Here is a 26,087-nt window from a genome sequence, read left to right as displayed (position 1 = left end):
ATCGGACCGGCGTTCACGGCAGTGCGTGCGATACACATTGTGTTCATCGCCCGCCGTACGGCGGCAAGCCAATATCCGTGTCGAGAGGAGCCACCACGTGCAACGAAAGGCGTGCGTACCCGGTATCGCCGTGCTCCTCGCGGCGGTACTGGCCGGCTGTACCGGCGGTTCGGCCGGCGACGGCCCGACGGACGGCTCCAACGCCGATGACACGGGCACGGCATCGCCCGCCGCCGAGCCCGGCCGCTACCGCACCCTGCCCGACCCCTGCGCCGAGGTCAGCGAGAGCACACTCGACGAACTCCTCCCCGGTATCCGGCAGATCAGTGACGAGAAGCAGCGCGAGACGGCCTACGAGGGCGAGCCGGCGACCACGTTCGACACCGACCGCAAGGTCGGCTGCCGCTGGAAGGTGGACTCCGCCGCGGCCACCGACCATCTGCTGATCGACTTCGAGCGGGTCGTCTCCTACGACAACGCCGTCAGCGACGACAGCCAGGCGGAGCAGCTCTTCGCGGAGCAGGAGGCGTCGGCCCACCTGCCGGTGCCGACGGCCACCGAGACGGCGGTCTCGGGCAGCGCCCCGGCGGGCGGTTCGTCCGCGTCCCCGGGCGGTTCCCCGTCCCCGTCCGGCTCCTCCTCGCCCTCGGCGGCCCCCTCGGTGACGCCGACCGAGCTGCAGCCCCGGGTGCTGGAGGATCTCGGGGACGAGGCGTTCCTCGACGACGGGCTGAGCAGTTCCGGTTCGACGGCCAAGCAGCGCACGGTGACTGTGGCGTTCCGCACGTCCAACGTCATCGTGACCATCGAGTACGCGGAACAGCCCACGACCGTCGGCGTCGTCCCGGACAGCAAGGAAATGCAGGACAGGGCGCAGAAACTCGCCTCCCAGCTGGCGGATTCGCTGGGCGACTGAGGCCCCTTCACGGCCCCTTCACCCCTGTCCGCAAAGCACGCGAAGGAAGAACACACCGTTGCCTCACCGCGTACGGTGACCACTCGGACCCGTTCCGACCGCAGGGAACCACGAGCGTCATGAGTGAAGGAACCATGCAGCGACAAGCACAGCGAGACCAGCGAGACCAGCGAGCGAAGCGCCTCAACCGCGTCCTTGTCTGCGCGGCCGCCGTCCCCGTGATGCTGGTCGCCGCCGGCTGCTCCTCGGACTCCGGCTCCGGCGACAGCACGGACAAGGCCGCGAAGGCCGCGGCGTCGGCATCGGCGAAGCCCTCGCCGACGGTGCAGGCTGCGGCGTACGGCAAGCTGCCGGAGCCGTGCAAGGTGCTCTCGAAGAAGACGCTGGAGGACCTCGTCCCGAAGGGCAAGTCCGGCAAGGAGGGCAAGTCGGACGACATCTCGACCCGGGGCAGCTGCTCCTGGAACAGCCTCGACAACAACGGCGTGAAGGGTTCGCAGTTCCGCTGGCTGAACGTGTCGATGCTGCGCTTCGAGTCGGACGTCACCCGTGGCCCGGCGGACAAGCTGGCCCAGGAGCACTTCGAGAAGCAGGTCCAGGATGCGCAGGCGGTCGAGGGCGCCAAGAGCGTCAAGACGGAGCCGGTGACCGGCACGGGCGACCGGGCGACGGCCGTGGTCTACGACCTGAAGAAGAAGGAAGGCACCTTCAAACAGCAGACGGTCGTGGCGCGCGTCGAGAACGTCGTGGTCACGCTGGACTACTACGGCGCGGGTCTGGCCGGCGACAAGACGCCGAGCGGCGCGGAGATGCTGAAGGACGCGAAGAAGGCCGCCAAGGAGGCGGTGGACGCGGTGTCCGAGGCGAACGGCGAGGGCGGCGGCAAGGCGGGCGGCGCCCCGTCCGCGTCGGCGTCGAAGCCGTCGTCGAAGGCGCCTTCCGAGGGGGCGTCGGACAAGCCCTCGAAGGGCGCCTCGGCTACGCCGTCCAAGAAGCCCGCGTCGAAGAGCTGAACAGCCCCGACGGGAACCGGCCACCCGTCCTCCGCACATGTGTGCCACCCTGTTGCGCGCAACAACAGGCAAGGGGAGGGGAGTGCGGGTGGCCGCGCCACTGCAACTGACTCGGATGCACCGCATCCTCATCGGCGTGGTCGTGGCCGGTGCCGTGATCATCGCCGGCATCGGTTTCGCCGGTTCGTACGCGGCGGTCCGCGAGTTGGCCCTGAAGAAGGGCTTCGGGAACTTCTCCTACGTCTTCCCGATCGGCATCGACGCGGGCATCTGTGTCCTGCTGGCCCTGGATCTGCTGCTCACCTGGATCAGGATCCCGTTCCCCCTCCTGCGTCAGACGGCGTGGCTGCTGACGGCGGCGACGATCGCCTTCAACGGCGCTGCCGCGTGGCCGGATCCGCTCGGTGTGGGCATGCACGCGGTGATTCCGATCCTGTTCGTGGTCTCGGTCGAGGCGGCCCGGCACGCGATCGGCCGTATCGCCGACATCACGGCCGACAAGCACATGGAGGGCGTCCGCCTCACCCGGTGGCTCCTCTCCCCCGTCCCCACGTTCCTCCTCTGGCGTCGCATGAAGCTCTGGGAGCTCCGCTCCTACGACCAGGTCATCAAGCTGGAGCAGGAGCGGCTGGTCTACCAGGCGCGGCTGCGCTCCCGGTTCGGGCGGGCGTGGCGCAGGAAGGCGCCGGTGGAGTCCCTGATGCCGCTGCGGCTGGCGAGGTACGGGGTGCCGCTGGCGGAGACGGCTCCGGCGGGGCTGGCGGCGGCGGGGATCGAGCCGGCGCTGATACCCCCGCCCCCGCCGCAGGCCGACCTGGCCGCGGGCCGTCGTGCCGGCGGGCCGGCGCCCGACCCGCTGAGGGCGGCGCCTCCCGGCGGGCAGCGACCTCAGCTCGAGAGCAACCACGACGCCGAGTACCTGGAACCGGAACCCGAACCGGAACCGGAACAGAGCCCCTGGTTCAACACCCCCCGCGAGGTCGAGTACCAGGGCGGCTACGACCCCGACTACGACCCCGCCGAGCACTACGCCCACTGGATCGCCGAACAGCAGGAGGCCGAGGAGTACCAGCCCGAGTACGACCGGGCGCCCTCCCCGGAGGACACCGGCAGCTTCCCCATCCCGGTGGGCCCGAACCGCACCCGTGAACTGGGTGACGGCGGCGGCACCCCGCCGGCCCCCGAGCCGGACGAGGAGGCGTACTACCAGGTGTTCCGCCAGTCGATAGACGGCAGCTACCCCACACCCCGCGCCCTCGGCGACAACATCCAGGCCACCTACGGCACGACGCTGAGCCCCGGGGAACTGAAGTCCCTCGCGGAGCGCTTCCAGAAGCGTCACACGGCGGAACTGGAAGAGGACCACATCGCCTGAGACGCCGAAAGAGAAGGGGCCCTCGCTGACGAGGGCCCCTTCTTCGTCACCGCCTACTCACCGAGCAGGTGCCGAACCCGCTCCTGCCCGACCGCGAGCAGCAGGGTGGGCAGCCGCGGGCCGGTGTCCCGGCCCACCAGCAGGTGGTACAGCAGCGCGAAGAACGACCGCTGGGCGGTCTTGATCTCCGGCGGCAGCTCCTTGGGCGTGGCGTCCGCGGAGAACCCGGCCTGCACCTTCGGCACGCCGTAGACGAGGTGCGTCAGGCCGTCGAGCGACCAGTGGCCGGCCAGCCCGTCGAGCAGCAGCCGCAGCGACTCGCGGCCCTGCTCGTCGAGCGACTTCAGCAGCTCGGCGTCCGGCTCGTCGCGCACGATGGTCCGCTGGTCGGCGGGGACGTGCGTGTTGATCCAGGCCTCGGCCTTGTCGTACCGGGGGCGGGCCTCGTCGAGGGAGGTCAGCGGCTGGTCCGGGTCGAGTTCGCTGAGGATGCGCAGCGCCTGGTCCTCGTGTCCGGCGGTGATGTCCGCGACGGACGCCAGCGTCCGGTACGGCAGCGGCCGGGGCGTGCGCCGCAGCTCACCGGCGGCCGTGCCCACCGCGCGGGCGTGCGCGGCCACGTCGGCCGGCAGGGCGCTGCCGTCGGCGACCTTGGCGTCCAGCTTGTCCCACTCGTCGTAGAGCCGCTGGATCTCCTGGTCGAAGGCGATCTTGAAGGACTGGTTGGGCCGACGGCGGGCGTACAGCCAGCGCAGCAGCTGCGGTTCCATGATCTTCAGGGCGTCCGCCGGGGTCGGCACGCCACCGCGCGAGGACGACATCTTCGCCATCCCGCTGATGCCCACGAAGGCGTACATCGGCCCGATGGGCTGCTTGCCGCCGAAGATGCCGACGATCTGCCCGCCGACCTGGAACGACGACCCGGGAGAGGAGTGATCGACACCGCTCGGCTCGAACACGACGCCCTCGTACGCCCAGCGCATCGGCCAGTCGACCTTCCAGACCAGCTTGCCGCGGTTGTACTCGTTCAGCCGGACCGTCTCCGAGAAGCCGCACGCGGTGCAGGCGTACGTCAGCTCGGTGGAGTCGTCGTCGTAGGAGGTGACGGTGGTGAGGTCCTTCTCGCAGTTGCCGCAGTACGGCTTGTACGGGAAGTAGCCGGCGGCGGTGGAGCTGCCGTCGTCCTCACCGGCCGCGCCGGAGCCCTCGGCGGCCTCCAGCTCGGCCTCGTCGACCGGCTTCTGCCCCTGCTTCTTGGGCGGGGCCTTCTTCGTGCGGTACTGGTCGAGGATCGCGTCGATGTCGCCGCGGTGCTTGATGGCGTGCAGGATCTGCTCGCGGTACACGCCGGAGGTGTACTGCTCGGTCTGGCTGATCCCGTCGAACTCCACGCCCAGCTCGGCCAGCGACTCGACCATCGCGGCCTTGAAGTGCTCGGCCCAGTTCGGGTGCGAGGAGCCCTTCGGCGCCGGGACGGACGTCAGGGGCTTGCCGATGTGCTCGGCCCACGACTCGTCGACGCCGGCGATCCCGGCCGGGACCTTGCGGTACCGGTCGTAGTCGTCCCAGGAGATCAGGTGGCGCACCTGGCGGCCCCGGCGGCGGATCTCGTCGGCGACGAGGTGCGGGGTCATGACCTCGCGCAGGTTCCCGAGGTGGATGGGGCCGGACGGGGAGAGCCCGGACGCGACGACGACGGGTTTGCCCGGGGCCCGGCGCTCCGACTCCTCGATGACCTCATCCGCGAAACGGGAGACCCAGTCGGTGGTCTCGGTGCTCTGAGCCACGATCGGCACGTCCTTCTTTCTGCATCGGGCAGCCGGTACGGTCGCACGGCTGACCGCACCATTGTCCCAGACCATGTCGCGCCCGGGAAAATGGCTTTACCCCCCATGGGATACTGGCCGTGTCCATCGATTCCCCCAGGAGAACGGCACCCTCGCCCATGGCCTCGGTCACGTCCCTCAGCGACTCCGTCCACCAGCGCCTCGCGGCGGCCCTGTCGGCAGCTCTGCCGCAGGCCGGCTCCGCGGACCCGCTGCTGCGACGAAGCGACCGGGCCGACTTCCAGGCCAACGGGATCCTGGCCCTCGCCAAGAAGGAGAAGGCGAACCCGCGGGAGCTGGCGACGCAGGTCGTGTCCCGGGTCGAGTCGGGTGAGGTGATCAAGGACGTCGAGGTCTCCGGCCCCGGCTTCCTGAACATCACGATCACCGACCGCGCGATCACCGAGACCCTCGCCGCGCGCTACGCCGACGACACCGGCCGCCTCGGCGTGCCGCAGGCGCAGCAGCCGGGCACCACGGTCATCGACTACGCCCAGCCGAACGTGGCGAAGGAGATGCACGTCGGTCACCTGCGCTCCGCGGTGATCGGCGACTCGGTCATGCGGCTGCTGGAGTTCACCGGCGAGAACGTGGTCCGGCGTCACCACATCGGCGACTGGGGCACCCAGTTCGGCATGCTCATCCAGTACCTGGAGGAGCACCCGCACGAGCTGGACCACAAGGCCGACGAGGTCTCCGGCGAGGAGGCGATGTCGAACCTCGACCGCCTCTACAAGGCCGCCCGCAAGCTCTTCGACGCCGACGAGGAGTTCAAGACCCGGGCCCGGCGCCGGGTGGTGGACCTCCAGGCGGGCGACCCGCAGACCCTCGCCATGTGGCAGAAGTTCGTCGACGAGTCGAAGATCTACTTCTTCTCCGTCTTCGAGAAGCTGGACATGGAGATCCGCGACGAGGACATCGTCGGCGAGTCGGGTTACAACGACATGCTCGCCGAGACCTGCCGCCTCCTGGAGGAGTCCGGTGTGGCGGTCCGCTCCGAGGGCGCGCTCTGCGTCTTCTTCGACGACATCAAGGGCCCGGACGGCAACCCGGTTCCGCTGATCGTGCAGAAGTCGGACGGCGGCTACGGCTACGCGGCGACGGACCTCTCCGCGATCCGCGACCGCGTCTTCGCCATCAAGGCGAACACGCTCCTCTACGTGGTGGACGCCCGCCAGTCGCTGCACTTCAAGATGGTCTTCGAGACGGCCCGCCGCGCGGGCTGGCTGAGCGACGACGTCGAGGCGGTACAGCTCGCCTTCGGCACGGTCCTCGGCAAGGACGGCAAGCCGTTCAAGACCCGTGAGGGCGAGACGGTCCGCCTGGTCGACCTCCTCGACGAGGCGATCGACCGTGCCTCGGCGGTCGTCCGGGAGAAGGCCCAGGACCTCTCCGAGGAGGAGATCGCCGAGCGCGGCACCCAGGTGGGCGTCGGCGCGGTGAAGTACGCCGACCTGTCGACGTCGGCGAACCGCGACTACAAGTTCGACCTGGACCAGATGGTCTCGCTCAACGGCGACACGTCCGTCTACCTCCAGTACGCCTACGCCCGTATCCAGTCGATCCTGCGCAAGGCCGGCGCCTCCCGCCCGGTCGCGCACCCCGAGCTGGAGCTGCACGAGGCGGAGCGCGCGCTGGGCCTGCACGCGGACGCGTTCGGGGCGACGGTCGCGGAGGCGGCGACGGAGTACGCCCCGCACAAGCTGGCGGCGTACCTGTACCAGCTGGCGTCGCTGTACACGACGTTCTACGACAAGTGCCCGGTCCTGAAGGCCGAGACGCAGGAGCAGATCGAGAACCGCCTGTTCCTGTGCGACGTCACGGCCCGCACGCTGCACCGGGGCATGGGCCTGCTGGGCATCCGGACGCCCGAAAGGCTCTGAGCCCGGACTTTTTCCGACCGGCCCCGAGGGCGGCACTCCCCCGTTGAGTGCCGCCCTCGGGCGTTGTCGCGGGCTGCGGTTACCGGCAGTTGACCCACTGGTTGGACTTCTGGAACCGGACGGCGTCGCCGGTCCCCCTGGCCCCGCGCGGGATGACACCGCTGTCGCCGCGGTGGAGGGCAGGAGCCCGATGCAGATGAAGTGCGGCACGGACCCGCGCACCCTCGCCTCGCATCGCACGGCCGGCGGAGTCCACCTCGAACTGCGCTACAGCGCCCGGTGCGGGGCGGGCTGGGCGAGGATGTGGAGCACCCGGATCGGCGACCGCCTGGAACTGCGCGCGGCCGACGGCGGCCCCGCGCACACCGCGGGGATCGGGGACGGCGTCGCCGCGCAGTCCTACGTCTACACGCCCATGACCGAGGCGAGACCCGGTACGACGATCCAGGCCTGCTTCCGCCCGGTGTCGGGAGGCGGCCGCGAGTGCTTCGACGCCCGCGTCTGATGCCCCACCGGGTCAGCGCCGGTCCGTGGTGCTCGCACCGTCCAGGGCCTCCCGGATGATGTCGGCGTGCCCGGCGTGCTGGGCGGTCTCCTTGATCAGGTGCAGCAGGATCCGGCGGGCGGACCAGTACTGAGGCTCCGGCGGCGACCAGGGCGTCTTCGGCAGCGGCACGCTGACGTCCAGGTCCGGCAGCGAGGCCACCGCCTCGTCGGTGGCCTGCGCGGCCCGTGCGTAGCGCTCCAGCAGCGCGGGGAGCGTGTCGCCGCCGGCCATGCGGTACTGCCCCATGTCGAGCATGCCGTCGGGCAGTTCACCGTCGCCCTTGGTCATGATCTGCGTCCACGTCTCCTCTCCCCGGGCCAGGTGATTGACGATGCCGCCGAGGGTCAGCTCGCTCACGGTCGTACGCCGCCCGGCCTGTTCGTCGGTGAGTCCGCGCAGGGGGATCAGCAGCAACGCGCGCTGCTCCGCGAACGCGGCCAGCAGGTCCGTCTTCTCCGGGGAAGTGGTCATGCCCGGACGGTAGGGCACCAATAGGTCAGGTTCTGTCCGCTACGGGGGGCCGCCGGGCCGGTCGGATTGTCAGTGCCCGTCTCTACAGTCACCCCCATGGCGACTCTTCCCAATCCCCTGCCGAAGCTGGCGGCAGACCCGAGCGGCCGATCCCTCGGCCTTCGGCTCCCGGCCGGTGCGCTCGTCGACACCACCTACGAGGGCCCCTGGCCCGAGCCGCTGCTGTGGTGCGCGGACGGCCGGGCCCTTCCGGGCGGCTGGGCGGCACTGGAGCCGGCGCGCCGCGCGGGACTCCTGCCGGTCGTCCTGGAGACGGGATACGGCCATGCCGGCCCGGACCGCTGGGAGTTGAGGCCCGGCAAGGTGTCCTACCCCGGGGATCACGACGCCGAGGAGGTGCTGGCGGAGTACTGGGAGGAACATGCCGCGGAAGGCGCCCCCTGGCCCGGCCCGGCCGAGCCTGTCGACCACGACCACGACCGGGACCCGGACGCCACGGCCGGCGGCCTCGTGGACACGCTGCTGGAGGACGGCGGCCCCCTCAAGGAGCCCCGCCTCGCCCTCGTCCCGGCCCGCCGCAGCGCGGACATCCCGGCGGCGATCGGCTGGACGGGCCCGGCGAACCACGAGGGCGACACCGCCCGCCTCAGCGCGGTGCTCCGCTCCTGGGAGGACCGCTTCGGCATACGCCTCCTCGCCCTCGGCTTCGACCACCTGCTGCTGTCCGTGGCCACGCCGCCCACCACCCCGGGCGCGGCGGAAGCCGTGGCAGCCGAGCACTTCGCGTTCTGCCCGGACAACATCCACCAGGGCGCGGACCCGACGCTGCGGGCCTACGCCGAGCACCAGGTCCTCAACCAGCCGGTGTGGCACTTCTGGTGGGACTAGAACTACGGCCGAATCGCCTCGGGCCCGGAGTGCGATTTTCTGTGACGCAAGCGAAAGGAAAGGCTTAGTGAGTTGATTGTGATTCAACCAAGGGAAAGGCGGCTACGTAATCGGGAACAGACAGCATCCGGATACCGGGTGCTCTGGTACCGTCGTACGACCTTGGCGGAATCCATATGGGGGCCGAAGTGGATGTTGGTCTTGTCGCCGCTGGAGTTGCTGCACTTCTGGCGAAATCAGCCGGGGAAGAGTTCGCGCGAGAGAGCGGAAGAGCCGCTTGGGAGCGCATGCGGGAATTGCTCCAGTCGGTCCGCCGAGCCCTTGCCGGAGATGCCCGCGGGACAGCGGCCCTGGCCGCTGCGGAAACAGATCCGCAGAACGAGTCGGCATTGGTGAATCTCACCGGAGAACTCCAGCAAAGGGCTCTGGAGGACGAATCGTTCGCCTCGACCCTAGCCGAAATCATCCGCGCCTCCCGCGAGGAGCCACGCGCCAACCACATCACTGTGGAAGGGCAAGCGCAGGTCGGAAAGATCGTATCCATGGGGAACATTCAGGGGAACGTGACCTTTTAGAGAGGGATCTCCCTAGTGGTGCGTGACCTTTCCAACAGAGGGCAGGATGCACTGGCTGCCGCTTGGACAGTCCTGCGCGAGTGGCTCCAGGTCGACCTCCAGGGACAGGAAGTATTCCAGTTACTGGTGGACGAGCCGGACCGGGGCGTCCGGGCGCTAGCCGCCCGCCTGGAGCGAACGGGTATTCCTGGGTTCACTGCAGAAGTCTCCGGCGGCATGCTCGGAAAACTGGTACAGATCGCGAGCGCGGAAGCGGTCCACGTCCATCAGGATCGCGACCACCCTCCGGGAAACCTCTCACGTCCGGCGGAACTGCCGCCTGACATCGCCGCGTTCACCGGCCGGATCTCGGAGCTGGAACGCCTGACAGAACTCGTCGGCGCCGCCGAATCGAGGTCTTCGACACCGATCATCGTGGTGGATGGTCCGCCCGGCGTTGGTAAATCCGCGTTGACGATCCATTTTGCTCACATGATTTCCCGCCGGTACCCCGACGGACAACTGTATGTGAACTTACAGGGGGCCACGCCGGGGCTCGCCCCACTCAACCCGATAGACGTACTGGGACGCTTCCTTCGGGCGCTGGGAATGGACGGCAAGGAAATCCCAGTAGATACCGGTGAGGCCGCGACCAGATTCCGCTCGCTCGTGTCCGGGCGAAAAATGCTGATCATGCTCGACAACGCCGCATCCGCCATGCAGGCCCGCCAGCTGATCCCGGCCGGCACCGGATGCGCGGTCCTCATCACGAGTCGCGAAGTGCTCGCCACCCTGGACGGCGTTGTTCACCTGCATCTCAGCGTGCTGTCCGCCACGGAAGCCGTCACGCTTCTGGGCAAGTTCGCAGGCGAAGGGCGGGTCACGGCGGAGCCGGACGCCACGGCCACCCTTGCGAGGCAGTGCGGCCTGCTGCCACTCGCACTGAGAATCGCCGGCGCACGCCTGGCGGCGCGGCCCTCGTGGTCGCTCCAGGCCCTCGCGGGACGCCTGATGGACGAGCGGGCTCGGCTCAACGAGTTGCAGCTCGGTGACCTCGCCGTCCGGGCCAGTTTCGGAATCAGCTACGAGGCGCTCTCAGCGGTCGACGGACCGGCGGAAGCCTCCTGCGCACGCACGTTCCGGCTCCTCGGTCTGCTGGAGGGGCCGGATGTGAGCGTGGATGTCGTGGCCGCGCTGATCGGTGGCACCCATGAGGCCACGGACGAGGCCCTGGAACGACTCGTCGACGCACAACTGCTGGAGTCTTCTTCGCCGGGGCGGTACCAGATGCACGACCTCCTGCGCCTGTTCGCTCGTGAGCATGCCTTCCGGGACGACGCGCAGGACGACCGCCGACTGGCCCTTCACAGGACCTTCGAGTTCTTTCTCTCGCGCGCCCGGGGAGCAAGCGCGCGTCTGCAGCCCACCGATCCGCGCCGCACCGTGCAGAAGGTGGACGACGAGCCCTGGTTCGCCACTCGGACACTCGCCCTGGACTGGTTGGAGGCCGAGCGGCCAAATGTCGTCGCGGCCGCGCAGCAGGCGGCAGCCGCCCCCGATCAGTTCGGAGCCATCGCCACTCAGATCGCTGATGCTCTGTTCTGGTTCTGTCACCTCCGCGCATATCCCCGCGATCTCGCGGTGTTGGGCCGGCTCGCCCTGGCCACCGCTCAGCGGCTCGGCGACCGTGAGGGCGAGGGTCAGAGTCTTCACAATCTTTGTATAGCCAACCTCCGGTTGCGCCGCTTCGAAGAGGCGGTACGCCACGGCAATCGGGGCCTCGAGGTTCGACGCGAGATCGGCGACCACTACGGCGAAGGGCGGACGCTGGATGCACTCGGACGCATTCATTATATGATGGGCCGATTCGAAGATGCCGTCGAATACGGTGAGAAGAGTCTGGCCATCGCCCGAAGGATTCGAGACCGATACAGCGAGAGCGCAGTTCTCTGCAATCTGGTGCCGGCCTATCAGGCGATGCGGCGCTACACAGAGGCAATCACCTGCGGCCAGGAGAGTCTGGCCATCCGGACCGAGCTCGGTGACCGGTACGGAGAAGGCCGGATGCGGATGAGCCTCGGTGTGGCCTACCAGGCGAGTGGCCGACTCGACGAAGCGTTACTGTGCTACGAGGAGAGCCTCTCCGTGTTCAGAGATATAGGAGATCGGTACGATGAGGGACGTTCCCTCTTCCAGCTCGCCGTGGCCCACAGCCTTGGCGGCAGGTTCTCCAAGGCCATTGAATTCTGCGAGTGCAGCATAACGGTGAGAAGGGAAACCGCCGACCGCTACGGCGAGGGTGAGTCGCTCCACCAACTCGGGGAGTTACTGAGGAACATCGGCGACGAAGACGCAGCACGCGAGAGGCTGGACCAGGCGCTGCTCATTTTCGAAGAGCTCGGGGTTCCGAACGCCGAGGAGGTTCGGACACTGCTGGCCACATGATCAGGGGCCTCGACCATGGCAGTCCGGCGATTGCAACCCGGTGGAGGGCGTACATGAGTGACTTTCCGATGGAGTGGCTCGATCCCGTACTCGATCGCTGCAGGTCAGAAGTACTGGAGCACCGTCCGCGCTCATCGACGAAAACTCTTGACGACGGACGCGTCGAACCGGTGACCGATCTGGACCTTCGCATCGAGGGTCGCCTCATTACCGCGGCGCTCAAGGCATTCCCGTCGGCCGACGTCCTCAGCGAGGAGACCCACAGCAATCCCGCGGCGCTCGCCAGTGAGCTGTGCTTCGTCATCGATCCCATTGACGGCACGAAGGAACTCATCGCGGGGACCGCGGATTTCGCCATCTCGGTTGCCCTGTTCCAGCACGGGAGGCCGGTAGTCGGCGTGTTGGACCTTCCGTTCCGTGGTCAGCGCTTTATGTGCGCCGCCGACGGAGGAGCTCGGGTGAACGGCACGCCGGTCCATCTCGAAGAACCACCGCAGTTGCGGGCGGCGAAGCTCGCCGTCAGTCCCACGCAGAGGGCCGACCCCACCCTCGCGTCCGTATGGAACCGTCTGCTTCCTCGGGTCATCGCCCCCGTCGGCGCGTTCACCCCCAAGGTCGCCCAGATCCTGTGCGGAGAATGCCATGCGGCGTTCTATCCACCCAAGCCGGGCAAGAGCATCTTCCTATGGGACTACGCTGCCGCAGCTCTCCTGCTCGCCGAGGCGGGAGGCATGTTGATGTCCCTCGACGGGATGAGCCTGCTGAGCACCTTGCCCCTGGAGCATTCTGGCGGGTGGGTGGCAGGTCCCGCAGATCTCTGCAGGGAAATCCAATCGGCGATGCGGGAGACCGAGAGTGCCTGACCCCGTACCTCTGGTCAGCCACCACCGGACGAGCCGGTTCTGAACAGGGAGGGTGCGCCCATGCGACACAACGTTTATCTGGCTCAGGTCAACAATCGTTTCGGCGACCAAGCGTTTCTTCCGTACTCCGTTGGTGTCATCCAGGCACACTGTCAGAGGCAGCCGGAGATCGCCGAGTGCTTCAGGTTCCAGGAGTTCATTTTCCTTCGCGAGAACATCGACCACCTCGCGGCCCGCCTTCGTGAGCCGCGAATCCTGGGAATCTCGTGCTACATCTGGAACTGGGAGTACAGCAGAGCCCTCGCGCAGGCTGTCCGGTCTGCCCATCCAGACTGCCTCATAGTGATGGGAGGCCCCCAGGTTCCTCTCGATTCCGAGGATTTCTTCATATTGAACCCTGCCGTTGACATCCTGGTGCACCATGAGGGCGAGTTCGCCTTCGCTGACATTTTATGCGAATTCCTGCGGGCCGATCCGAATTACAGCAGGATACCGGGACTCAGTGTGCGGGACGGGAAAGACAGCTGTATCACGACCGGCGTCAGGGAGGCCGTGAAGGATGTGAATCAACTCGCTTCACCATACCTGGACGGAACGTTCGATGCCCTAGTCGACCTTCCGTACCGATGGAACGCGAGTCATGAAACCAACCGGGGATGTCCCTACTCGTGCACCTTCTGCGACTGGGGGTCTGCGGTCTTCACCAAGCTGCGGCACTTCGATGACGATCGACTCATGAAAGAATTGGAATGGTTCGGCCGCAACCGGATCGAGATCCTGTACAACTGCGACGCGAATTTCGGAATCGTTCCTCGGGACATAGCATTAGCCAAGAAGCTCGCGGAAGTGCGAGCGGATTCCGGCTACCCGGTTCAGTTCCGACCCTCGTTCGCCAAGAAGAGCGGCCCGGCGGTCTTCGAAATAGCCAAGGTCTTACAGGAGGTGGGACTCCAGCGGGGCATCACACTCAGCATGCAGAGCATGAGCGACGACTGCCTGACCGTGATCAAGCGGCGGAACATCAAGCAGGACAACCTTACTGACCTGCTCAATCTGTACCGAAGTCACAACATGCCGACGTACACGGAACTCATTCTGGGGCTCCCGGGCGAGACCCTCGAGAGTTTCCGCCGGGGGGTCAGCAGGCTGTTCGGTGCGGGACAGCACGAAGGCCTTCTGATATACCTCTGCGAACTGCTCCCGAACTCCGAGATGGCTACGCTCCAGTACCGCACGCTGCACTCCATCCGCACCACACGCCTGCCTATGCTGTTGGGGTACGCAACCCCCAGTGCGGACGACGTCCAAGAGTACTTCGACGTCGTCATCGAGACGGCGACCTTGCCGTTCGAGGACTGGCAGAAGTGCTTCATGCTGGCCTGGGCCGTCCAGTGTTTCCACTGTCTCAACATCACCCAGGCGCTGGCCATGTTCTTCTGGACCGAGTTCGGTGTTGAGTACCACGCCTTCTACGAGGAGCTGATGGCGTTCGCAGCCGACAATCCCGCACTCTTACTGGGCCGGCACTACGCGGACACGGTGACCGTGATGCTGGAGGGTGCAGATGGGGTCGGCATGGGGCGCTCCGTTCCCGGCTTCGGGGAGTTGATGTGGTACCCGGAGGAGGCATCCTTCCTCAGCATGGTCACCCGCAAGGACGAACTCTTTCTGGAATTGAGCACCTTCGTCGCCCATCTGGCATCCCGCCACGCCCTACCGGTGTCAGCACACCTTCTGGAGGACTTGATTTCCTACCAGAAGGAAAGTCTGGTGGATCCCTTCTCTCCCGCTGAATCGCGCCTACGCCTCAGGCACAACCTCTCGAACTACTTCGAGGAGATCTACTACGGCAGGACTCCGCAGCTGTTCCCGTGGGATGGTCACGTGACATTGCGAGCGGTCGACGAATACGGGGGTGATCTGCGCAAGTACGCCATTCAGGCAGTGCGGTACGGCAGGAAGAACAACCACCTGCGGCGCAGCCACGTCAGGTCTGATTAGACCTCGGCCGGCGCGACCGGCAGCCTTCCGCCAGCCTGCGCAGCCCCTCCCCGATCTCCGCCGGCGTCTGCGTCACGAAGCAGAGCCTCAGGGTCGTCCGGTCGGGCGCGCCGGCGTAGAAGGGCGCGCCGGGCACATAGGCCACGTTCTGCCGGACCACCCGCGGCAGCAGGGCCGTCGTGTCGTACGGCTGCGGGAGGCGCGCCCAGAGGAACATGCCGCCCTCGGGCCGGTTCCAGACCGACCCCGTGGGCAGCGCCGCGGCGAGCCCGGAGAGCATCGCGTCGCGACGTTCGCGGTACACGCCGGCGACGCGGGCGACATGGGCGTCCAGGTCGCTGTCGGCCAGGTAGCGGGCCGCGGCGAGCTGGTTGACGGTCGGGGTGTGCAGATCGGCGGCCTGCTTGGCGACGGCGCAGGCGCGCCGCAGCTCCCCGGGTGCCCGCAGCCAGCCCAGCCGCAGTCCGGGCGCCATGACCTTGGAGAAGCTGCCGAGCAGCACCGTCCGGTCCTCGGCGCCCGGGTGGGCCGCGATCCACGGCAGGCGTTCACCCTCGTAGCGCAGCTCACCGTAGGGGTCGTCCTCGACGATCCACAGTCCGTGCCGGGCGGCGACGGCGGCCACGGCGGCGCGTCGCCCGGCGGGCAGGGTCCGGCCGGTGGGGTTCTGGAAGGTGGGCACGGTGTAGAGCAGCTTGGGCCGCTCGCGCACGACGAGTTCCTCCAGTGCCCCGGGGTCGACGCCGTGCTCGTCACCGGGCACGGCCAGCACCCGCGCCCCGGCGAAGCCGAAGGCCTGAAGTGCCGCCAGATAGCAGGGGTTCTCGACGAGGACGGTGTCCCCGGGTTCGACGAGAGCGGTGGCCAGCAGGGAGAGGGCCTGCTGGCTGCCGGTGGTGACGAGCAGGTCGTCGGGCCCGGTCGGCAGGCCGCGCGCGGTGGTGCGGGCGGCGAGCGCGTCCCGCAGCGCGGGTTCGCCCTCGGTCGTGGAGTACTGCAGCGCCCGCGCGGGCGCCTCGGCGAGCACCGCCTCGTACGCGGCGGCGATGCCCCGGGCGTCGAACAGCTCCGGTGCCGGGAGCCCGCCCGCGAAGTTGATCACCTCGGGGCGGGCGGTGACGGCGAGGATGTCCCGTACGGGCGAGCCGCCGACGGCCCGGGCCCGTGCCGCGAGCGGTGGCACGGAAGAGCGGGTGGGCGAGGGCTCGGCGACGGTCATGACACGGCTCCTTCGGCTGCGGTGACGCCTGGTGCCCGCAGCCTAAGGAGATACGTGCCGCCTACAAGCAGGCTTCCGGGATCCGGACGCCGGACCGGCATGAAGTCCGGGGGCCGGCGCCTCAGCCCTTGGCGCCGGTCGCCGCGTACACGTTGATGTCCGCGTCCGTGACGTCGTTGATGTCGCGGTACCGCACCTTCTCGATCTCCTCCAGTCCGGCGAGGAAGGACTCCTCCGGCTGCTCGGGGACGGGGGCGGCGTGGTCGGGCCGCCAGCGGTGCGCGGGGACGACCCCCGGGTCGGCGATCTCCAGCCCGTTCTCCGTGAAGAACCGCTCGACATCGGCCCGGGAGCGCAGCACGAAGGTGAACCCGCGCTCGGTGTACGTCCGCTGGACCGCGCGGATGTTCTCGGGGTTGAGATCCTCGGTGAGATGGCTCAGCACCAGCCGGCTGCCGGCGGGCAGCTCGTCGAGCAGCCCGCTCACCAGCGGATATGCCTCCTCGTCCGCGACGAAGTGCAGGATCGCAACCAGGCAGAGCCCGACCGGCCGGTCGAAGTCCAGGGTCTTGGCGGCCTGTTCGAGGATGCGGGCCGGGTCCCGCAGATCGGCGTCGACGTAGTCCGTACGCCCCTCGGGACCGCTGGTCAGCAGGGCGCGCGCGTGCGCGAGCACCACCGGGTCGTTGTCGACGTACACGACCCGCGACTCGGGCGCGACGCGCTGCGCGATCTGGTGCACGTTCTCGGCCGTGGGCAGCCCGGTCCCGATGTCGAGGAACTGCCGGATGCCGTCGTGCTCCACGAGTGCGGTCACCGCGCGGCGGAGGAAGTCGCGGTTGTGCCGTACGTCGAGGTACCCGCGCGGGTTGGCGGCCAGGGCGGCGGCGGCCGCGTTCCGGTCGGCGGGGTAGTGGTCCTTGCCGCCGAGGAAGACGTCGTAGACCCGGGCCGGGTGCGCCTTGCTGCTGTCGATCCTCCTCTGCAGCTCGGCTGGATCCTGGCTGAGGGCACCGGACATCGACGTCTCCCTGAAAGTAGGTGGTTCAATCGACAACCACTACGACGGTCAACAACCTAACGGTTCAACCGAGTTGTTGGTGCCCGTGCGGCACGACCACCACGGGACACGCACCCGGGACTACTCCGTCGTCCCCTCCTCGACCCACTTCTCGCCGCCCAGCGGAAACTCGTACGCCGGGCGCCCGTTGTTGCCGCTCGTACGGAAGGGCCGGCCGTGGTCGTCCACGGTCAGCGTGCCCGACCGGTCGCCGCTGGACCAGCGCAGCTCCAGGTACCACCTGACGTCGTACGCGGAGGCGTCGGCGCGGATGCAGTACACCTCCGGATCGGACTCGCTCACCTTGAACGGGAAGTTCGCGTGCCCCGCCTCGGGCACGACACCGGGGCGCGCGGCGTCGAGGGCGACCGTGAAGAACCGGGTCGGCACGCCACCGCCGCAGCCGACGCCCGGATACCCCATGGCGTAGTCGTTCCAGGCGAGCGGCGCCCGCTTCCCGGCCATACGGACCGTCAGCCCCTTGACGACCACGGTCTCCTTGCCCTTCCCCTGCACGGTCGGCTTCAGGAACTGCTTCCCCGACGGCACGGCCCCGTTGGCCGCCACCCAGCCGGGCGCGTCCTGCTCCGGCGGCGGCCCGACCCGTCCCGGCGGCAGATCGATCAGATAGCGCTGGGAGCACGGGCTCTCCCAGGCGTGCGGTTCCGTGTCCACGGTGAGGGGAGCGGAGGCGGGGGCGGTGTCCCGCCCGGGGCGGTCATCGCCGCCGCTTCCGGTGCCGCTGCCGGGGGAGGCCGAGGTGGGGGACGCGGAGGCGGCCTGCTCCCCCCTGCCCTTCTTCTCCTCGTCCTTGCCCTTTCCCTCGCCCTTGTCTTCGCTGCCCGCGGAGGACGGACTGGCCGAGGAGGCCACAGAAGCCGCCGTGCCCTCCGGCCGCAAGCTCACGGTCGGCTTCCAGGGCCGCACGCCGAACAGCGACGGCGGCCCCTCGGCGATCCCCGCCCTGCCGGCCAAGGGCGTGTATTACGACAGCACGCTGACGGTCACCTACTGGCTGCGCGACAGGGACCAGGCGCTGTCCTACTGAAGAACCTTGAGCTTCTGGGCCACTTCGGTGGCCCAGTAGGTGAGGATGCTGCGCGCCCCGGCCCGCCGGATGCCGGTCAGGGCCTCCATGATCGCCCGGTCCCGGTCGATCCAGCCCTTCTCGGCGGCGGCCTCGATCATCGAGTACTCGCCGGAGATCTGGTAGGCGGCAACAGGCACATCCACGGCGTCCGAGACCCGGGCGAGGATGTCCAGGTAGGGCCCGGCCGGCTTGACCATCACCATGTCGGCGCCCTCCTCCAGGTCGAGGGCGAGCTCGCGCAGCGACTCCCGGACGTTCGCCGGGTCCTGCTGGTAGGTCTTCCGGTCCCCCCGCAGGGACGAGCCGACGGCCTCCCGGAAGGGCCCGTAGAAGGCGGAGGCGTACTTGACGGTGTAGGCGAGGATGGCGACATCCTCCCGCCCGATCTGGTCGAGCGCGTCGCGGACGACCCCGATCTGCCCGTCCATCATCCCGCTGGGCCCGACGACATGGGCGCCGGCGTCGGCCTGCACCTGGGCCATCTCCGCGTACCGCTCCAGGGTCGCGTCGTTGTCGACCCGGCCCTGCTCGTCGAGGACGCCGCAGTGCCCGTGGTCGGTGGTCTCGTCGAGGCAGAGATCGGACATGACGAGCAGGTCGTCGCCGACCTCGGCCCGCACGTCCCGCAGGGCGACCTGGAGGATGCCGTCCGGGTCGGTCCCCGGCGTCCCGAGCGCGTCCTTCTTCGACTCCTCCGGCACGCCGAACAGCATGATCCCGGAGATCCCCGCCGCGACCGCCTCCGCGGCGGCCTTCTTCAGACTGTCCCGGGTGTGCTGCACGACCCCCGGCATGGCGGCGATCGGCACGGGCTCGCTGACGCCCTCCCGCACGAAGGCCGGGAGAATGAGATCGGCGGGGTGCAGCCGGGTCTCGGCGACCATCCGACGCATCACGGGGTTGGTCCGCAACCGCCGCGGCCGAGTACCGGGAAAAGATCCGTACGTCGTCATGCCCCTACGCTACGCCCGCCCCAAACCCCCCGATACCGACGCCTTGTCGGCCCCCGCCCCCGCCCCCGCTGCGGGCATGCGTGTCGCCAGGGCGGCACGGGTGGGCGCAGCGGCACCCGCTCCGCCGGGCCGCGAACCCACCCGGCCCCAGTCCCCACGCCGAGCACCTCACAGCCCACCGCCCCGCAATGCGCCCGCCAACCCCCAGGTCCATCCTGAAACCACAGGACAAGGACCCCGACGGCCGGCCCCGACACCCCGCCGCCGCCGTCCCTCCGTACCCGCCCCACGGAGGACGCGATGACCGCCCCCCACCACACCCCCGACCTCTTCGCCCTCTCGGAGATCAACGGCCCCGTCGTCCGCCCCGGCGAACGCGCCTACGCCGACGAAGTCACCGGCTTCAACCTGGCCTCCCTGCACACCCCCGACGTGGCCATCGGGGCGACCGGCCCCGACGACATCGTCACCGCGATGCGCTGGGCCGCCGCAACCCACACCCCCGTCGCCGTCCAGGCCACCGGCCACGGCGCCAACTTCCCCATCGAACACGGCCTGCTGATCAACACGTCCCGGATGACGGACGTCCACGTCGACCCCACCACCCGCACGGCCACCATCGCCGCCGGCGCGAAGTGGAGCCACGTCATGGCCGCGGCCGCCCCCCACGGACTGGCGGGCCTGTGCGGGACCTCCACCGACGCGGGCGTCATCGGCTACACCCTCGGCGGCGGACTCCCGGTCCTCGGCCGGGCCTACGGCTACGCCGCCGACCTGGTGCGCTCCTTCCAGGTCGTCACCCCGGACGGGCACCTGCGCGAGTCGGACCCCCGGCACGAACCGGAACTGTTCTGGGCCCTGCGCGGTGGCAAGGGCAACGTAGGCATCGTCACCTCGCTCGTGACCGAACTGCTGCCTCTGCCCCGGCTCTACGGCGGCGGCATCCACTGCCACGCCGAACACACGGAGGCCCTGCTCAACGCCTGGACGGAGTGGACCCGTACCGTCCCGGACGCGATGTGCAGCATGTTCTCGGTCCTGCGCCTGCCGCCCATCCCGCAGATCCCGGAACCCCTGCGCGGCGGCTTCTGGGCCCGGGTCGCGATCGCCTGGCCGGGCGACACGGCGGAAGGCGAAGCCATGATCGCGCCGCTGCGCGCCGCCGCCCCCGTGGCCGTCGACATGGTCGAGGAGATGGACCACGCGGCCGTGGACCGCATCCACATGGAACCCCAGGACCCGCTCCCGGCACGGGAGTGCTGCATGCTCCTGCGCGATCTGCCCTCCGACGCCATCGACACGTTCCTGGAGCAGGTCGGCCCCGCAGCCGGTGCCGACTTCCCGCTGCTCGTCGCCTCGCTGCGGCACATGGGCGGCGCGCTGTCCCGCCCGTCCGCCGTCGAGGACGCCGTGTGCGCCCGCGACGCCCGCTACTTCATGGAGTCGGTCGGGATCATGCCCGCCCCACCCGTGGCCGAGGCCGTCGAGCAGGCCACGCGCAGCCTCTACACCGCCATGACCCCGTACGGCACGGGCCGCACCATGGTCAACATCCACGGCACCCCGGGCGACGAACAGGACCGCGCCCGCGCCTGGACCCCGGAGGTCTACGCCCGCCTACGCCACGACAAGGCCACCTACGACCCGGACAACCTCCTGCGCTACGGCCACGCGGTGACTCCCGCGTAGCCGCAGCCAGTGAGGGTCGCTCACGTCGTCGAACGCCTCCGCCGCGCCCCCGGCCGCCGCTCGCTCGGCCGCGTCACCGGGTCGCCGGCCTCCACCGCCGCCACCCGGCGCTTCGCGCCGAAGTCGGCCAGGGCTTCCGCCAGCTTGTGGACGGACGGCTCCGGAGCCATGACGTCCACCCGGAGCCCGTGCTCCTCGGCGGTCTTCGCCGTGGCCGGGCCGATGCACGCGATCACGGTGACGTTGTGCGGCTTGCCGGCGATGCCGACCAGGTTCCGCACGGTCGAGGACGAGGTGAAGAGAACGGCGTCGAAGCCACCGCCCTTGATCGCCTCACGGGTCTCCGCCGGCGGCGGCGAGGCCCGCACGGTCCGGTAGGCCGTGACGTCGTCGACCTCCCAGCCGAGCTCGATCAGCCCGGCCACCAGCGTCTCCGTGGCGATGTCGGCACGCGGCAGGAACACTCTGTCGATCGGGTCGAAGACCGGGTCGTACGGCGGCCAGTCCTCCAGCAGACCGGCGGCCGACTGCTCACCGCTCGGCACCAGGTCCGGCTTCACGCCGAACGCGATCAGCGCCTTCGCCGTCTGCTCGCCGACGGCCGCGACCTTGATGCCCGCGAAGGCACGCGCGTCGAGCCCGTACTCCTCGAACTTCTCCCGCACGGCCTTGACCGCGTTCACCGAGGTGAAGGCGATCCACTCGTAGCGGCCCGTGACGAGACCCTTGACCGCCCGCTCCATCTGCTGGGGCGTGCGCGGCGGCTCGACGGCGATCGTCGGCACCTCGTACGGCACGGCCCCGTACGACCGCAGCTGGTCGGAGAGCGACGCCGCCTGCTCCTTCGTCCGCGGCACGAGCACCTTCCAGCCGAACAGCGGCTTGGACTCGAACCACGCGAGCTGGTCGCGCTGGGCGGCGGCGGAACGCTCACCGACCACGGCTATCACCGGCCGGCCGCCGTCGGGCGAGGGCAGCACCTTGGCCTGCTTCAGCGTCTGCGCGATCGTGCCGAGCGTGGCGGACCAGGTGCGCTGCCGGGTGGTCGTACCGGCGACGGTGACCGTCATCGGGGTGTCCGGCTTGCGTCCGGCGGAGACGAGCTCGCCGGCCGCCGCGGCGACGGAGTCCAGCGTCGTGGACACGACGACCGTGCCGTCCGACGCCCCGACCTCCGTCCAGCACCGGTCCGACGCCGTCCGCGCGTCCACGAACCGCACGTCCGCGCCTTGCGCGTCGCGCAGCGGCACACCGGCGTACGCGGGCACGCCGACGGCGCTCGCGATGCCGGGGACGACCTCGAAGGGCACCCCGGCGGCGGCGCACGCCAGCATCTCCTCGGCGGCGTACGTGTCGAGGCCCGGGTCCCCGGACACCGCACGCACGACCCGCCTGCCGCCCCGTGCGGCCTCCATGACAAGATGTGCGGCATCCCGCACCACGGGGACGGCCGCGGTGGTTGACGTTCCGTCAACTACCGTCAGCTGGGGCGCTCCTGTGCCCGGAGCAGGATCCTGGGAAGGATCCGGATCCGTGTGCACTTCGGACACGCCCTGCCTGGCGTGCTGACGTACGACGTCGAGCACCTCGTGCTCGGCGACGAGGACGTCCGCGTGCGCCAGCGCCTCCACGGCGCGCAGAGTCAGTAGTCCCGGATCTCCGGGTCCGGCACCCAGGAAGGTGACGTGCCCGTGTTCAGGACCGGCGGAAAGGGTGGTGGGGCTCACTGTGCTCGCTCCCCCATCAGACCGGCCGCGCCCTGGGCGAGCATCTCGGCCGCGAGTTCGCGACCGAGCGCCATTGCCCCGTCATGCGTCTCGGGCACGGGACCGGTGGTGGACAGCTGCACCATGCGCGTGCCGTCGGTGGTCCCGACGACGCCGCGCAGGCGCATTTCCTTGACAATCTGCCCGTCGGCCAGCAAGTCGGCCAGCGCCCCCACAGGGGCGCTGCAACCGGCTTCCAGGGCGGCGAGCAGTGATCGCTCGGCCGTCACGGCGATCCGTGTGAACGGGTCGTCGAGTTCGGCGAGCGCGGCGATGAGGTCCGCGTTGTCCGCGGTGCACTCGATCGCCAGGGCCCCCTGGCCGGGGGCGGGCAAAATCGTGTCGACCGACAGGAAGTCGGTCACTTCGTCACCGCGGCCGATCCGGTTGAGTCCGGCGGCGGCCAGCACGACGGCGTCGAGCTCTCCGCTGCGCACGAACCCGATGCGGGTGTCGACGTTGCCGCGGATCGGGACCGTCGCTATGTCCAGGCCGTGGCTGCGGGCGTACGCGTTGAGCTGCGCCATGCGGCGCGGCGAACCCGTTCCGATGCGGGCCCCGGAGGGCAGGTCGGTGAACTTCAGCGCGTCCCGGGCGACGATCACGTCCCGCGGGTCCTCGCGCACCGGCACGGCGGCCACGACCAGTTCGTCGGGCTGCGTGGTCGGCAGGTCCTTCAGCGAGTGCACCGCGAAGTCGACCTCACCCTTGAGGAGCGCGTCACGCAGGGCGGTCACGAACACGCCGGTGCCGCCGATCTGGGCCAGCGCCTCGCGCGAGACATCACCGTACGTGGTGATCTCGACGAGCTCGACGGGCCGCCCGGTCACCCGGCTCACGGCTTCCGCCACCTGCCCGGACTGGGCCATGGCGAGCCTGCTGCGCCTGGTACCGAGCCTCAGCGCCTTGTCACTCATGCCGGCCCTCGGTCTTTCTCGGTGGTGCTGTCCTCGGCCCGGGAGACGGCGGCCACCGTCTCGGGGTCGAGGTCGAACAGGGTCCGCAGCGCGTCCGCGTACCCGGCGCCGCCGGGTTCGGCCGCGAGTTGCTTGACCCGCACGGTCGGCGCGTGGAGCAGTTTGTCGACCACGCGCCGCACGGTCTGGGTGATCTCCGCTCGGTGTTTGTCGTCGAGACCGGGCAGCCGTCCGTCCAGCCGGGCGATCTCGCCGGCCACGACATCGGCGGCCATGGTGCGCAGGGCGACCACGGTCGGTGTGATGTGTGCGGCCCGCAGTGCTGCCCCGAAGGCCGCGACCTCGTCGGAGACGATACGCCGTACCTGGTCCACATCGGCAGCCATCGGAGCGCCCGCGGAGGCTTCCGCCAGCGATTCGATGTCCACCAGCCGCACCCCGGCCAGCCGGTGCGCGGCCGCGTCGATGTCGCGCGGCATCGCCAGGTCCAGCAGGAAGAGCACGGGCTCGGGCCGCTGCGGCTCCTCGACCGGCTCGGGCCTGCGGCGCTCGGGGATCCGCCCGACGGTGGCGACGGTCACGGCGAGCGCGGCGATGGCGTCGGTGTCCGCGGCCGGGTCGAGCGTGCCGGTCTGTCCCGGCCGGGCCGTACCGCCCGCGGCACGCCGGTCGCCGCCCGCCGTGCCGTTGTCCACCCACGCCGCGTGCTGTTCGAGGTCGGCGGCGGCCATCCCGGCCACGGCCGCCTCGCCCAGCACGGAGAACCCGGCGGTGCCCTGCACCGAGGACAGCTCCAGCGGGCAGCCGTCCTCGCCGCCGAGGCCGGTGCCCGACGCACCGTCCCGCTGCGCGCCGGAACCGGTCGCGGAGCCGGACTCGCCGCCCGGCGCGCCCGGACCGTCCGTGCCGGGCCCGGCCGACGGCGGGGGCGTACGGCCCTCGATCGCCCCGGCGACCGACTCGGCCGTCAGGACCAGGCCCGTCGCGCCGGTGCAGGAGACGGTCACGTCGGCACGTGTCAGCTCGGCCGGCACCGACTCCATCGGTACCGCGCGGGCCGCCACGTCCGTGTCGTCGCCCTCGGTCAGGATCCGGGCGAGCCGCTCGGCACGGTCGAGGGTGCGGTTGGCGACGACGACCTCGGCGACACCTGCCCGCGCGAGCGTGGCCGCGGCCAGGGAGGACATCGAACCGGCCCCGATGACCAGGGCCTTCTTGCCCCGGGCCCACTGCTGTACGTCGCCGCCCCGGGCCAGCTGCTCCAGACCGAAGGTGACCAGGGACTGGCCGGCGCGGTCGATGCCGGTCTCGGAGTGGGCGCGCTTGCCGACCCTGAGGGCCTGCTGGAACAGGTCGTTCAGGAGGCGGCCGGCGGAGTGCAGGTCCTGGGCTCGGCCCAGGGAGTCCTTGATCTGGCCGAGGATCTGCCCCTCGCCGACGACCATCGAGTCCAGCCCGCAGGCCACCGAGAACAGGTGGTGAACGGCCCGGTCCTCGTAGTGCACGTAGAGATAAGGGGTGAGCTCCTCCAGGCCGACGCCGCTGTGCTGGGCGAGCAGCGTGGACAGCTCGGCGACACCGGCGTGGAACTTGTCCACGTCGGCGTAGAGCTCGATGCGGTTGCAGGTGGCGAGCACCGCGGCCTCGGTGGCCGGTTCGGCGGCGACCGTGTCCTGGAGCAGCTTGACCTGCTCGTCCGCGTTCAGCGCGGCCCGTTCCAGGACGCTGACCGGGGCGCTGCGGTGGCTCAGTCCGACGACGAGGAGGCTCATGCCGGCATCACGGCGGGCATGTCCCCGTCCGGTCCCTGGTCGGCGGAGTCGCTGCGGGCGGCGGCGGCCGGGACGCCCCCGTCGGAGGCGGCGGCCTCCTCCCCGGCCTTGCGCTGCTCGTGGAAGGCGAGGATCTGCAGCTCGATGGAGAGGTCGACCTTGCGCACGTCGACGCCGTCCGGAACGGACAGCACGGTCGGCGCGAAGTTCAGGATGGAGGTGACACCGGCGGCCACGAGCCGGTCGCAGACCGCCTGGGCGGCACCGGCGGGGGTGGCGATGACACCGATCGACACGCCGTTGTCCTGGATGATCTTCTCCAGGTCGTCGGAGTGCTGCACCGGGATCCCGGCGACGGGCTTGCCGGCCATGGCGGGGTCGGCGTCGATCAGCGCGGCGACCCGGAACCCGCGGGAGGCGAAACCGCCGTAGTTGGCGAGGGCGGCGCCGAGGTTACCGATACCGACGATCACGACCGGCCAGTCCTGGGTGAGCCCCAGCTCGCGGGAGATCTGGTAGACGAGATACTCGACGTCGTAGCCGACACCCCTGGTCCCGTAGGAGCCGAGGTAGGAGAAGTCCTTGCGCAGCTTCGCGGAGTTGACCCCCGCCGCGGCCGCGAGCTCCTCGGAGGAGACCGTGGGAACCGAGCGCTCCGACAACGCGGTCAGAGCGCGGAGGTACAGCGGAAGCCGGGCGACGGTGGCCTCGGGAATCCCTCGGCTGCGGGTCGCCGGTCGGTGAGTTCGGCCAGTTGCCACGGTGCTCCTGCGGGTAGAGCGGGGCTGTAGGCGGTCATACGTCCCTACATGACCGCCCCGTCGAAAGCAGGCTATGTC

22 protein-coding genes are annotated in these 26,087 nt (G+C 69.7%); 12 read left to right on the top strand and 10 right to left on the bottom strand.

The annotated features are described in order from the left end of the window. The first annotated feature begins 97 nt into the window (after nt 1-97). From A4E84_RS23170 to A4E84_RS23160, 3 genes are all read left to right on the top strand, one after another. Entirely contained in the window at nt 98-916 is an 819-nt protein-coding gene (locus A4E84_RS23170) for a DUF3558 domain-containing protein (protein WP_062928425.1), read from the top strand. 134 nt (nt 917-1,050) lie between these two features. After that, nucleotides 1,051-1,929 carry a DUF3558 family protein gene (locus tag A4E84_RS23165; RefSeq protein ID WP_237304983.1) on the top strand — a complete coding sequence of 293 codons (879 nt, stop codon included), beginning with the start codon at nt 1,051-1,053 and terminating at the stop codon, nt 1,927-1,929. Between the two features lie 115 nt (nt 1,930-2,044). Further along, complete coding sequence (locus tag A4E84_RS23160) at nt 2,045-3,304, top strand: DUF2637 domain-containing protein (RefSeq protein ID WP_062928423.1); 1,260 nt, start codon at nt 2,045-2,047, stop codon at nt 3,302-3,304. A 53-nt stretch (nt 3,305-3,357) separates the two neighbouring features. Here the strand turns inward: A4E84_RS23160 and lysS are convergent, their stop codons facing one another. Next, nucleotides 3,358-5,100 (bottom strand): lysine--tRNA ligase, encoded by a 1,743-nt coding sequence (gene lysS, locus A4E84_RS23155; protein WP_062928422.1) that lies wholly within the window; start codon nt 5,098-5,100, stop codon nt 3,358-3,360. A gap of 149 nt (nt 5,101-5,249) precedes the next feature. Here lysS and argS point away from each other — a divergent pair, with 149 nt between their 5' ends. Together argS and A4E84_RS23145 are read left to right on the top strand one after the other, a co-directional pair. Beyond that, complete coding sequence (gene argS, locus A4E84_RS23150) at nt 5,250-7,013, top strand: arginine--tRNA ligase (RefSeq protein ID WP_062928421.1); 1,764 nt, start codon at nt 5,250-5,252, stop codon at nt 7,011-7,013. A gap of 172 nt (nt 7,014-7,185) precedes the next feature. After that, complete coding sequence (locus tag A4E84_RS23145; protein ID WP_418082221.1) at nt 7,186-7,518, top strand: DUF2690 domain-containing protein; 333 nt, start codon at nt 7,186-7,188, stop codon at nt 7,516-7,518. A 12-nt stretch (nt 7,519-7,530) separates the two neighbouring features. Here A4E84_RS23145 and A4E84_RS23140 read toward each other — a convergent pair whose 3' ends face one another. After that, nucleotides 7,531-8,031, bottom strand: coding sequence for a DinB family protein (locus A4E84_RS23140; RefSeq protein WP_062928420.1), 501 nt, complete (start codon nt 8,029-8,031; stop codon nt 7,531-7,533). 96 nt (nt 8,032-8,127) lie between these two features. Here A4E84_RS23140 and A4E84_RS23135 point away from each other — a divergent pair, with 96 nt between their 5' ends. The 5 genes from A4E84_RS23135 to A4E84_RS23115 all read left to right on the top strand — a co-directional run bounded on the left by A4E84_RS23135 (nt 8,128) and on the right by A4E84_RS23115 (nt 14,782). After that, nucleotides 8,128-8,919 (top strand): DUF4253 domain-containing protein, encoded by a 792-nt coding sequence (locus tag A4E84_RS23135; protein WP_062928419.1) that lies wholly within the window; start codon nt 8,128-8,130, stop codon nt 8,917-8,919. Nucleotides 8,920-9,095: 176 nt separating this feature from the next. Further along, the gene (locus A4E84_RS43005; protein ID WP_159029613.1) at nt 9,096-9,494 is read left to right on the top strand and encodes a hypothetical protein; all 399 of its coding nucleotides are present in this window, start codon (nt 9,096-9,098) and stop codon (nt 9,492-9,494) included. A 15-nt stretch (nt 9,495-9,509) separates the two neighbouring features. After that, entirely contained in the window at nt 9,510-11,918 is a 2,409-nt protein-coding gene (locus A4E84_RS23125) for an ATP-binding protein (RefSeq protein WP_062928417.1), read from the top strand. 53 nt (nt 11,919-11,971) lie between these two features. Next, nucleotides 11,972-12,781 carry an inositol monophosphatase family protein gene (locus A4E84_RS23120; protein ID WP_159029612.1) on the top strand — a complete coding sequence of 270 codons (810 nt, stop codon included), beginning with the start codon at nt 11,972-11,974 and terminating at the stop codon, nt 12,779-12,781. 60 nt (nt 12,782-12,841) lie between these two features. Continuing rightward, nucleotides 12,842-14,782, top strand: coding sequence for a B12-binding domain-containing radical SAM protein (locus tag A4E84_RS23115; protein WP_062928415.1), 1,941 nt, complete (start codon nt 12,842-12,844; stop codon nt 14,780-14,782). Here A4E84_RS23115 and A4E84_RS23110 read toward each other — a convergent pair. The 3 genes from A4E84_RS23110 to A4E84_RS23100 all read right to left on the bottom strand — a co-directional run bounded on the left by A4E84_RS23110 (nt 14,769) and on the right by A4E84_RS23100 (nt 17,934). After that, entirely contained in the window at nt 14,769-16,001 is a 1,233-nt protein-coding gene (locus tag A4E84_RS23110) for an aminotransferase-like domain-containing protein (protein WP_062928414.1), read from the bottom strand. The two genes, A4E84_RS23115 and A4E84_RS23110, sit on opposite strands and share 14 nt — an antisense overlap. A 121-nt stretch (nt 16,002-16,122) precedes the next feature. After that, complete coding sequence (locus tag A4E84_RS23105) at nt 16,123-17,022, bottom strand: SAM-dependent methyltransferase (protein WP_062928413.1); 900 nt, start codon at nt 17,020-17,022, stop codon at nt 16,123-16,125. A gap of 120 nt (nt 17,023-17,142) precedes the next feature. Then, the gene (locus tag A4E84_RS23100; RefSeq protein ID WP_418082220.1) at nt 17,143-17,934 is read right to left on the bottom strand and encodes a hypothetical protein; all 792 of its coding nucleotides are present in this window, start codon (nt 17,932-17,934) and stop codon (nt 17,143-17,145) included. Between the two features lie 10 nt (nt 17,935-17,944). Here A4E84_RS23100 and A4E84_RS43000 point away from each other — a divergent pair, with 10 nt between their 5' ends. Continuing rightward, complete coding sequence (locus A4E84_RS43000) at nt 17,945-18,109, top strand: hypothetical protein (RefSeq protein WP_159029611.1); 165 nt, start codon at nt 17,945-17,947, stop codon at nt 18,107-18,109. On the opposite strand, the gene hemB is transcribed toward A4E84_RS43000, so the two are convergent. Then, entirely contained in the window at nt 18,103-19,104 is a 1,002-nt protein-coding gene (gene hemB / locus A4E84_RS23095; RefSeq protein WP_062928412.1) for a porphobilinogen synthase, read from the bottom strand. The two genes, A4E84_RS43000 and hemB, sit on opposite strands and share 7 nt — an antisense overlap. Nucleotides 19,105-19,404: 300 nt before the next feature. Between hemB and A4E84_RS23090 the strand changes: the two genes are divergently transcribed. After that, a complete protein-coding gene (locus A4E84_RS23090; RefSeq protein WP_062928411.1) occupies nt 19,405-20,793 on the top strand; it encodes an FAD-binding oxidoreductase in 1,389 nt (462 codons plus the stop codon). Nucleotides 20,794-20,813: 20 nt separating this feature from the next. Here the strand turns inward: A4E84_RS23090 and A4E84_RS23085 are convergent, their stop codons facing one another. From A4E84_RS23085 to A4E84_RS23070, 4 genes are read right to left on the bottom strand one after another with little or no spacing between them, the layout of a single operon-like run. Continuing rightward, nucleotides 20,814-22,520, bottom strand: coding sequence for a bifunctional uroporphyrinogen-III C-methyltransferase/uroporphyrinogen-III synthase (locus A4E84_RS23085; protein WP_062928410.1), 1,707 nt, complete (start codon nt 22,518-22,520; stop codon nt 20,814-20,816). Next, nucleotides 22,517-23,476 carry a hydroxymethylbilane synthase gene (gene hemC, locus A4E84_RS23080; protein WP_062928409.1) on the bottom strand — a complete coding sequence of 320 codons (960 nt, stop codon included), beginning with the start codon at nt 23,474-23,476 and terminating at the stop codon, nt 22,517-22,519. Before hemC ends, A4E84_RS23085 begins: the two co-directional genes overlap by 4 nt. Beyond that, nucleotides 23,473-25,248 carry a glutamyl-tRNA reductase gene (locus A4E84_RS23075; RefSeq protein WP_062928408.1) on the bottom strand — a complete coding sequence of 592 codons (1,776 nt, stop codon included), beginning with the start codon at nt 25,246-25,248 and terminating at the stop codon, nt 23,473-23,475. Before A4E84_RS23075 ends, hemC begins: the two co-directional genes overlap by 4 nt. Beyond that, nucleotides 25,245-26,009: a redox-sensing transcriptional repressor Rex gene (locus tag A4E84_RS23070; protein ID WP_020275182.1), complete on the bottom strand. Its 765-nt coding sequence runs from the start codon at nt 26,007-26,009 to the stop codon at nt 25,245-25,247. Before A4E84_RS23070 ends, A4E84_RS23075 begins: the two co-directional genes overlap by 4 nt. Between the last annotated feature and the right edge of the window lie 78 nt (nt 26,010-26,087).

Source organism: Streptomyces qaidamensis, from assembly GCF_001611795.1.
GTDB classification, from domain to species: domain Bacteria; phylum Actinomycetota; class Actinomycetes; order Streptomycetales; family Streptomycetaceae; genus Streptomyces; species Streptomyces qaidamensis.
The sequence above is the reverse complement of the archived record's forward strand: the minus strand, read 5'-3'. Positions and strand labels throughout refer to the sequence as shown.

Excerpts from the sequence above, each read along its gene's own strand:
- A4E84_RS23165 (WP_237304983.1), top strand. The coding sequence starts at position 1,051 with ATGCAGCGACAAGCACAGCGAGACCAGCGAGACCAGCGAGCGAAGCGC.
- A4E84_RS23160 (WP_062928423.1), top strand. The coding sequence starts at position 2,045 with ATGCACCGCATCCTCATCGGCGTGGTCGTGGCCGGTGCCGTGATCATC.
- argS (WP_062928421.1), top strand. The coding sequence starts at position 5,250 with ATGGCCTCGGTCACGTCCCTCAGCGACTCCGTCCACCAGCGCCTCGCG.
- A4E84_RS23140 (WP_062928420.1), bottom strand. The coding sequence starts at position 8,031 with ATGACCACTTCCCCGGAGAAGACGGACCTGCTGGCCGCGTTCGCGGAG.
- A4E84_RS23135 (WP_062928419.1), top strand. The coding sequence starts at position 8,128 with ATGGCGACTCTTCCCAATCCCCTGCCGAAGCTGGCGGCAGACCCGAGC.
- A4E84_RS43005 (WP_159029613.1), top strand. The coding sequence starts at position 9,096 with ATGGGGGCCGAAGTGGATGTTGGTCTTGTCGCCGCTGGAGTTGCTGCA.
- A4E84_RS23120 (WP_159029612.1), top strand. The coding sequence starts at position 11,972 with ATGAGTGACTTTCCGATGGAGTGGCTCGATCCCGTACTCGATCGCTGC.
- A4E84_RS23115 (WP_062928415.1), top strand. The coding sequence starts at position 12,842 with ATGCGACACAACGTTTATCTGGCTCAGGTCAACAATCGTTTCGGCGAC.
- A4E84_RS23110 (WP_062928414.1), bottom strand. The coding sequence starts at position 16,001 with ATGACCGTCGCCGAGCCCTCGCCCACCCGCTCTTCCGTGCCACCGCTC.
- A4E84_RS23105 (WP_062928413.1), bottom strand. The coding sequence starts at position 17,022 with ATGTCCGGTGCCCTCAGCCAGGATCCAGCCGAGCTGCAGAGGAGGATC.
- hemB (WP_062928412.1), bottom strand. The coding sequence starts at position 19,104 with ATGACGACGTACGGATCTTTTCCCGGTACTCGGCCGCGGCGGTTGCGG.
- A4E84_RS23090 (WP_062928411.1), top strand. The coding sequence starts at position 19,405 with ATGACCGCCCCCCACCACACCCCCGACCTCTTCGCCCTCTCGGAGATC.
- hemC (WP_062928409.1), bottom strand. The coding sequence starts at position 23,476 with ATGAGTGACAAGGCGCTGAGGCTCGGTACCAGGCGCAGCAGGCTCGCC.
- A4E84_RS23075 (WP_062928408.1), bottom strand. The coding sequence starts at position 25,248 with ATGAGCCTCCTCGTCGTCGGACTGAGCCACCGCAGCGCCCCGGTCAGC.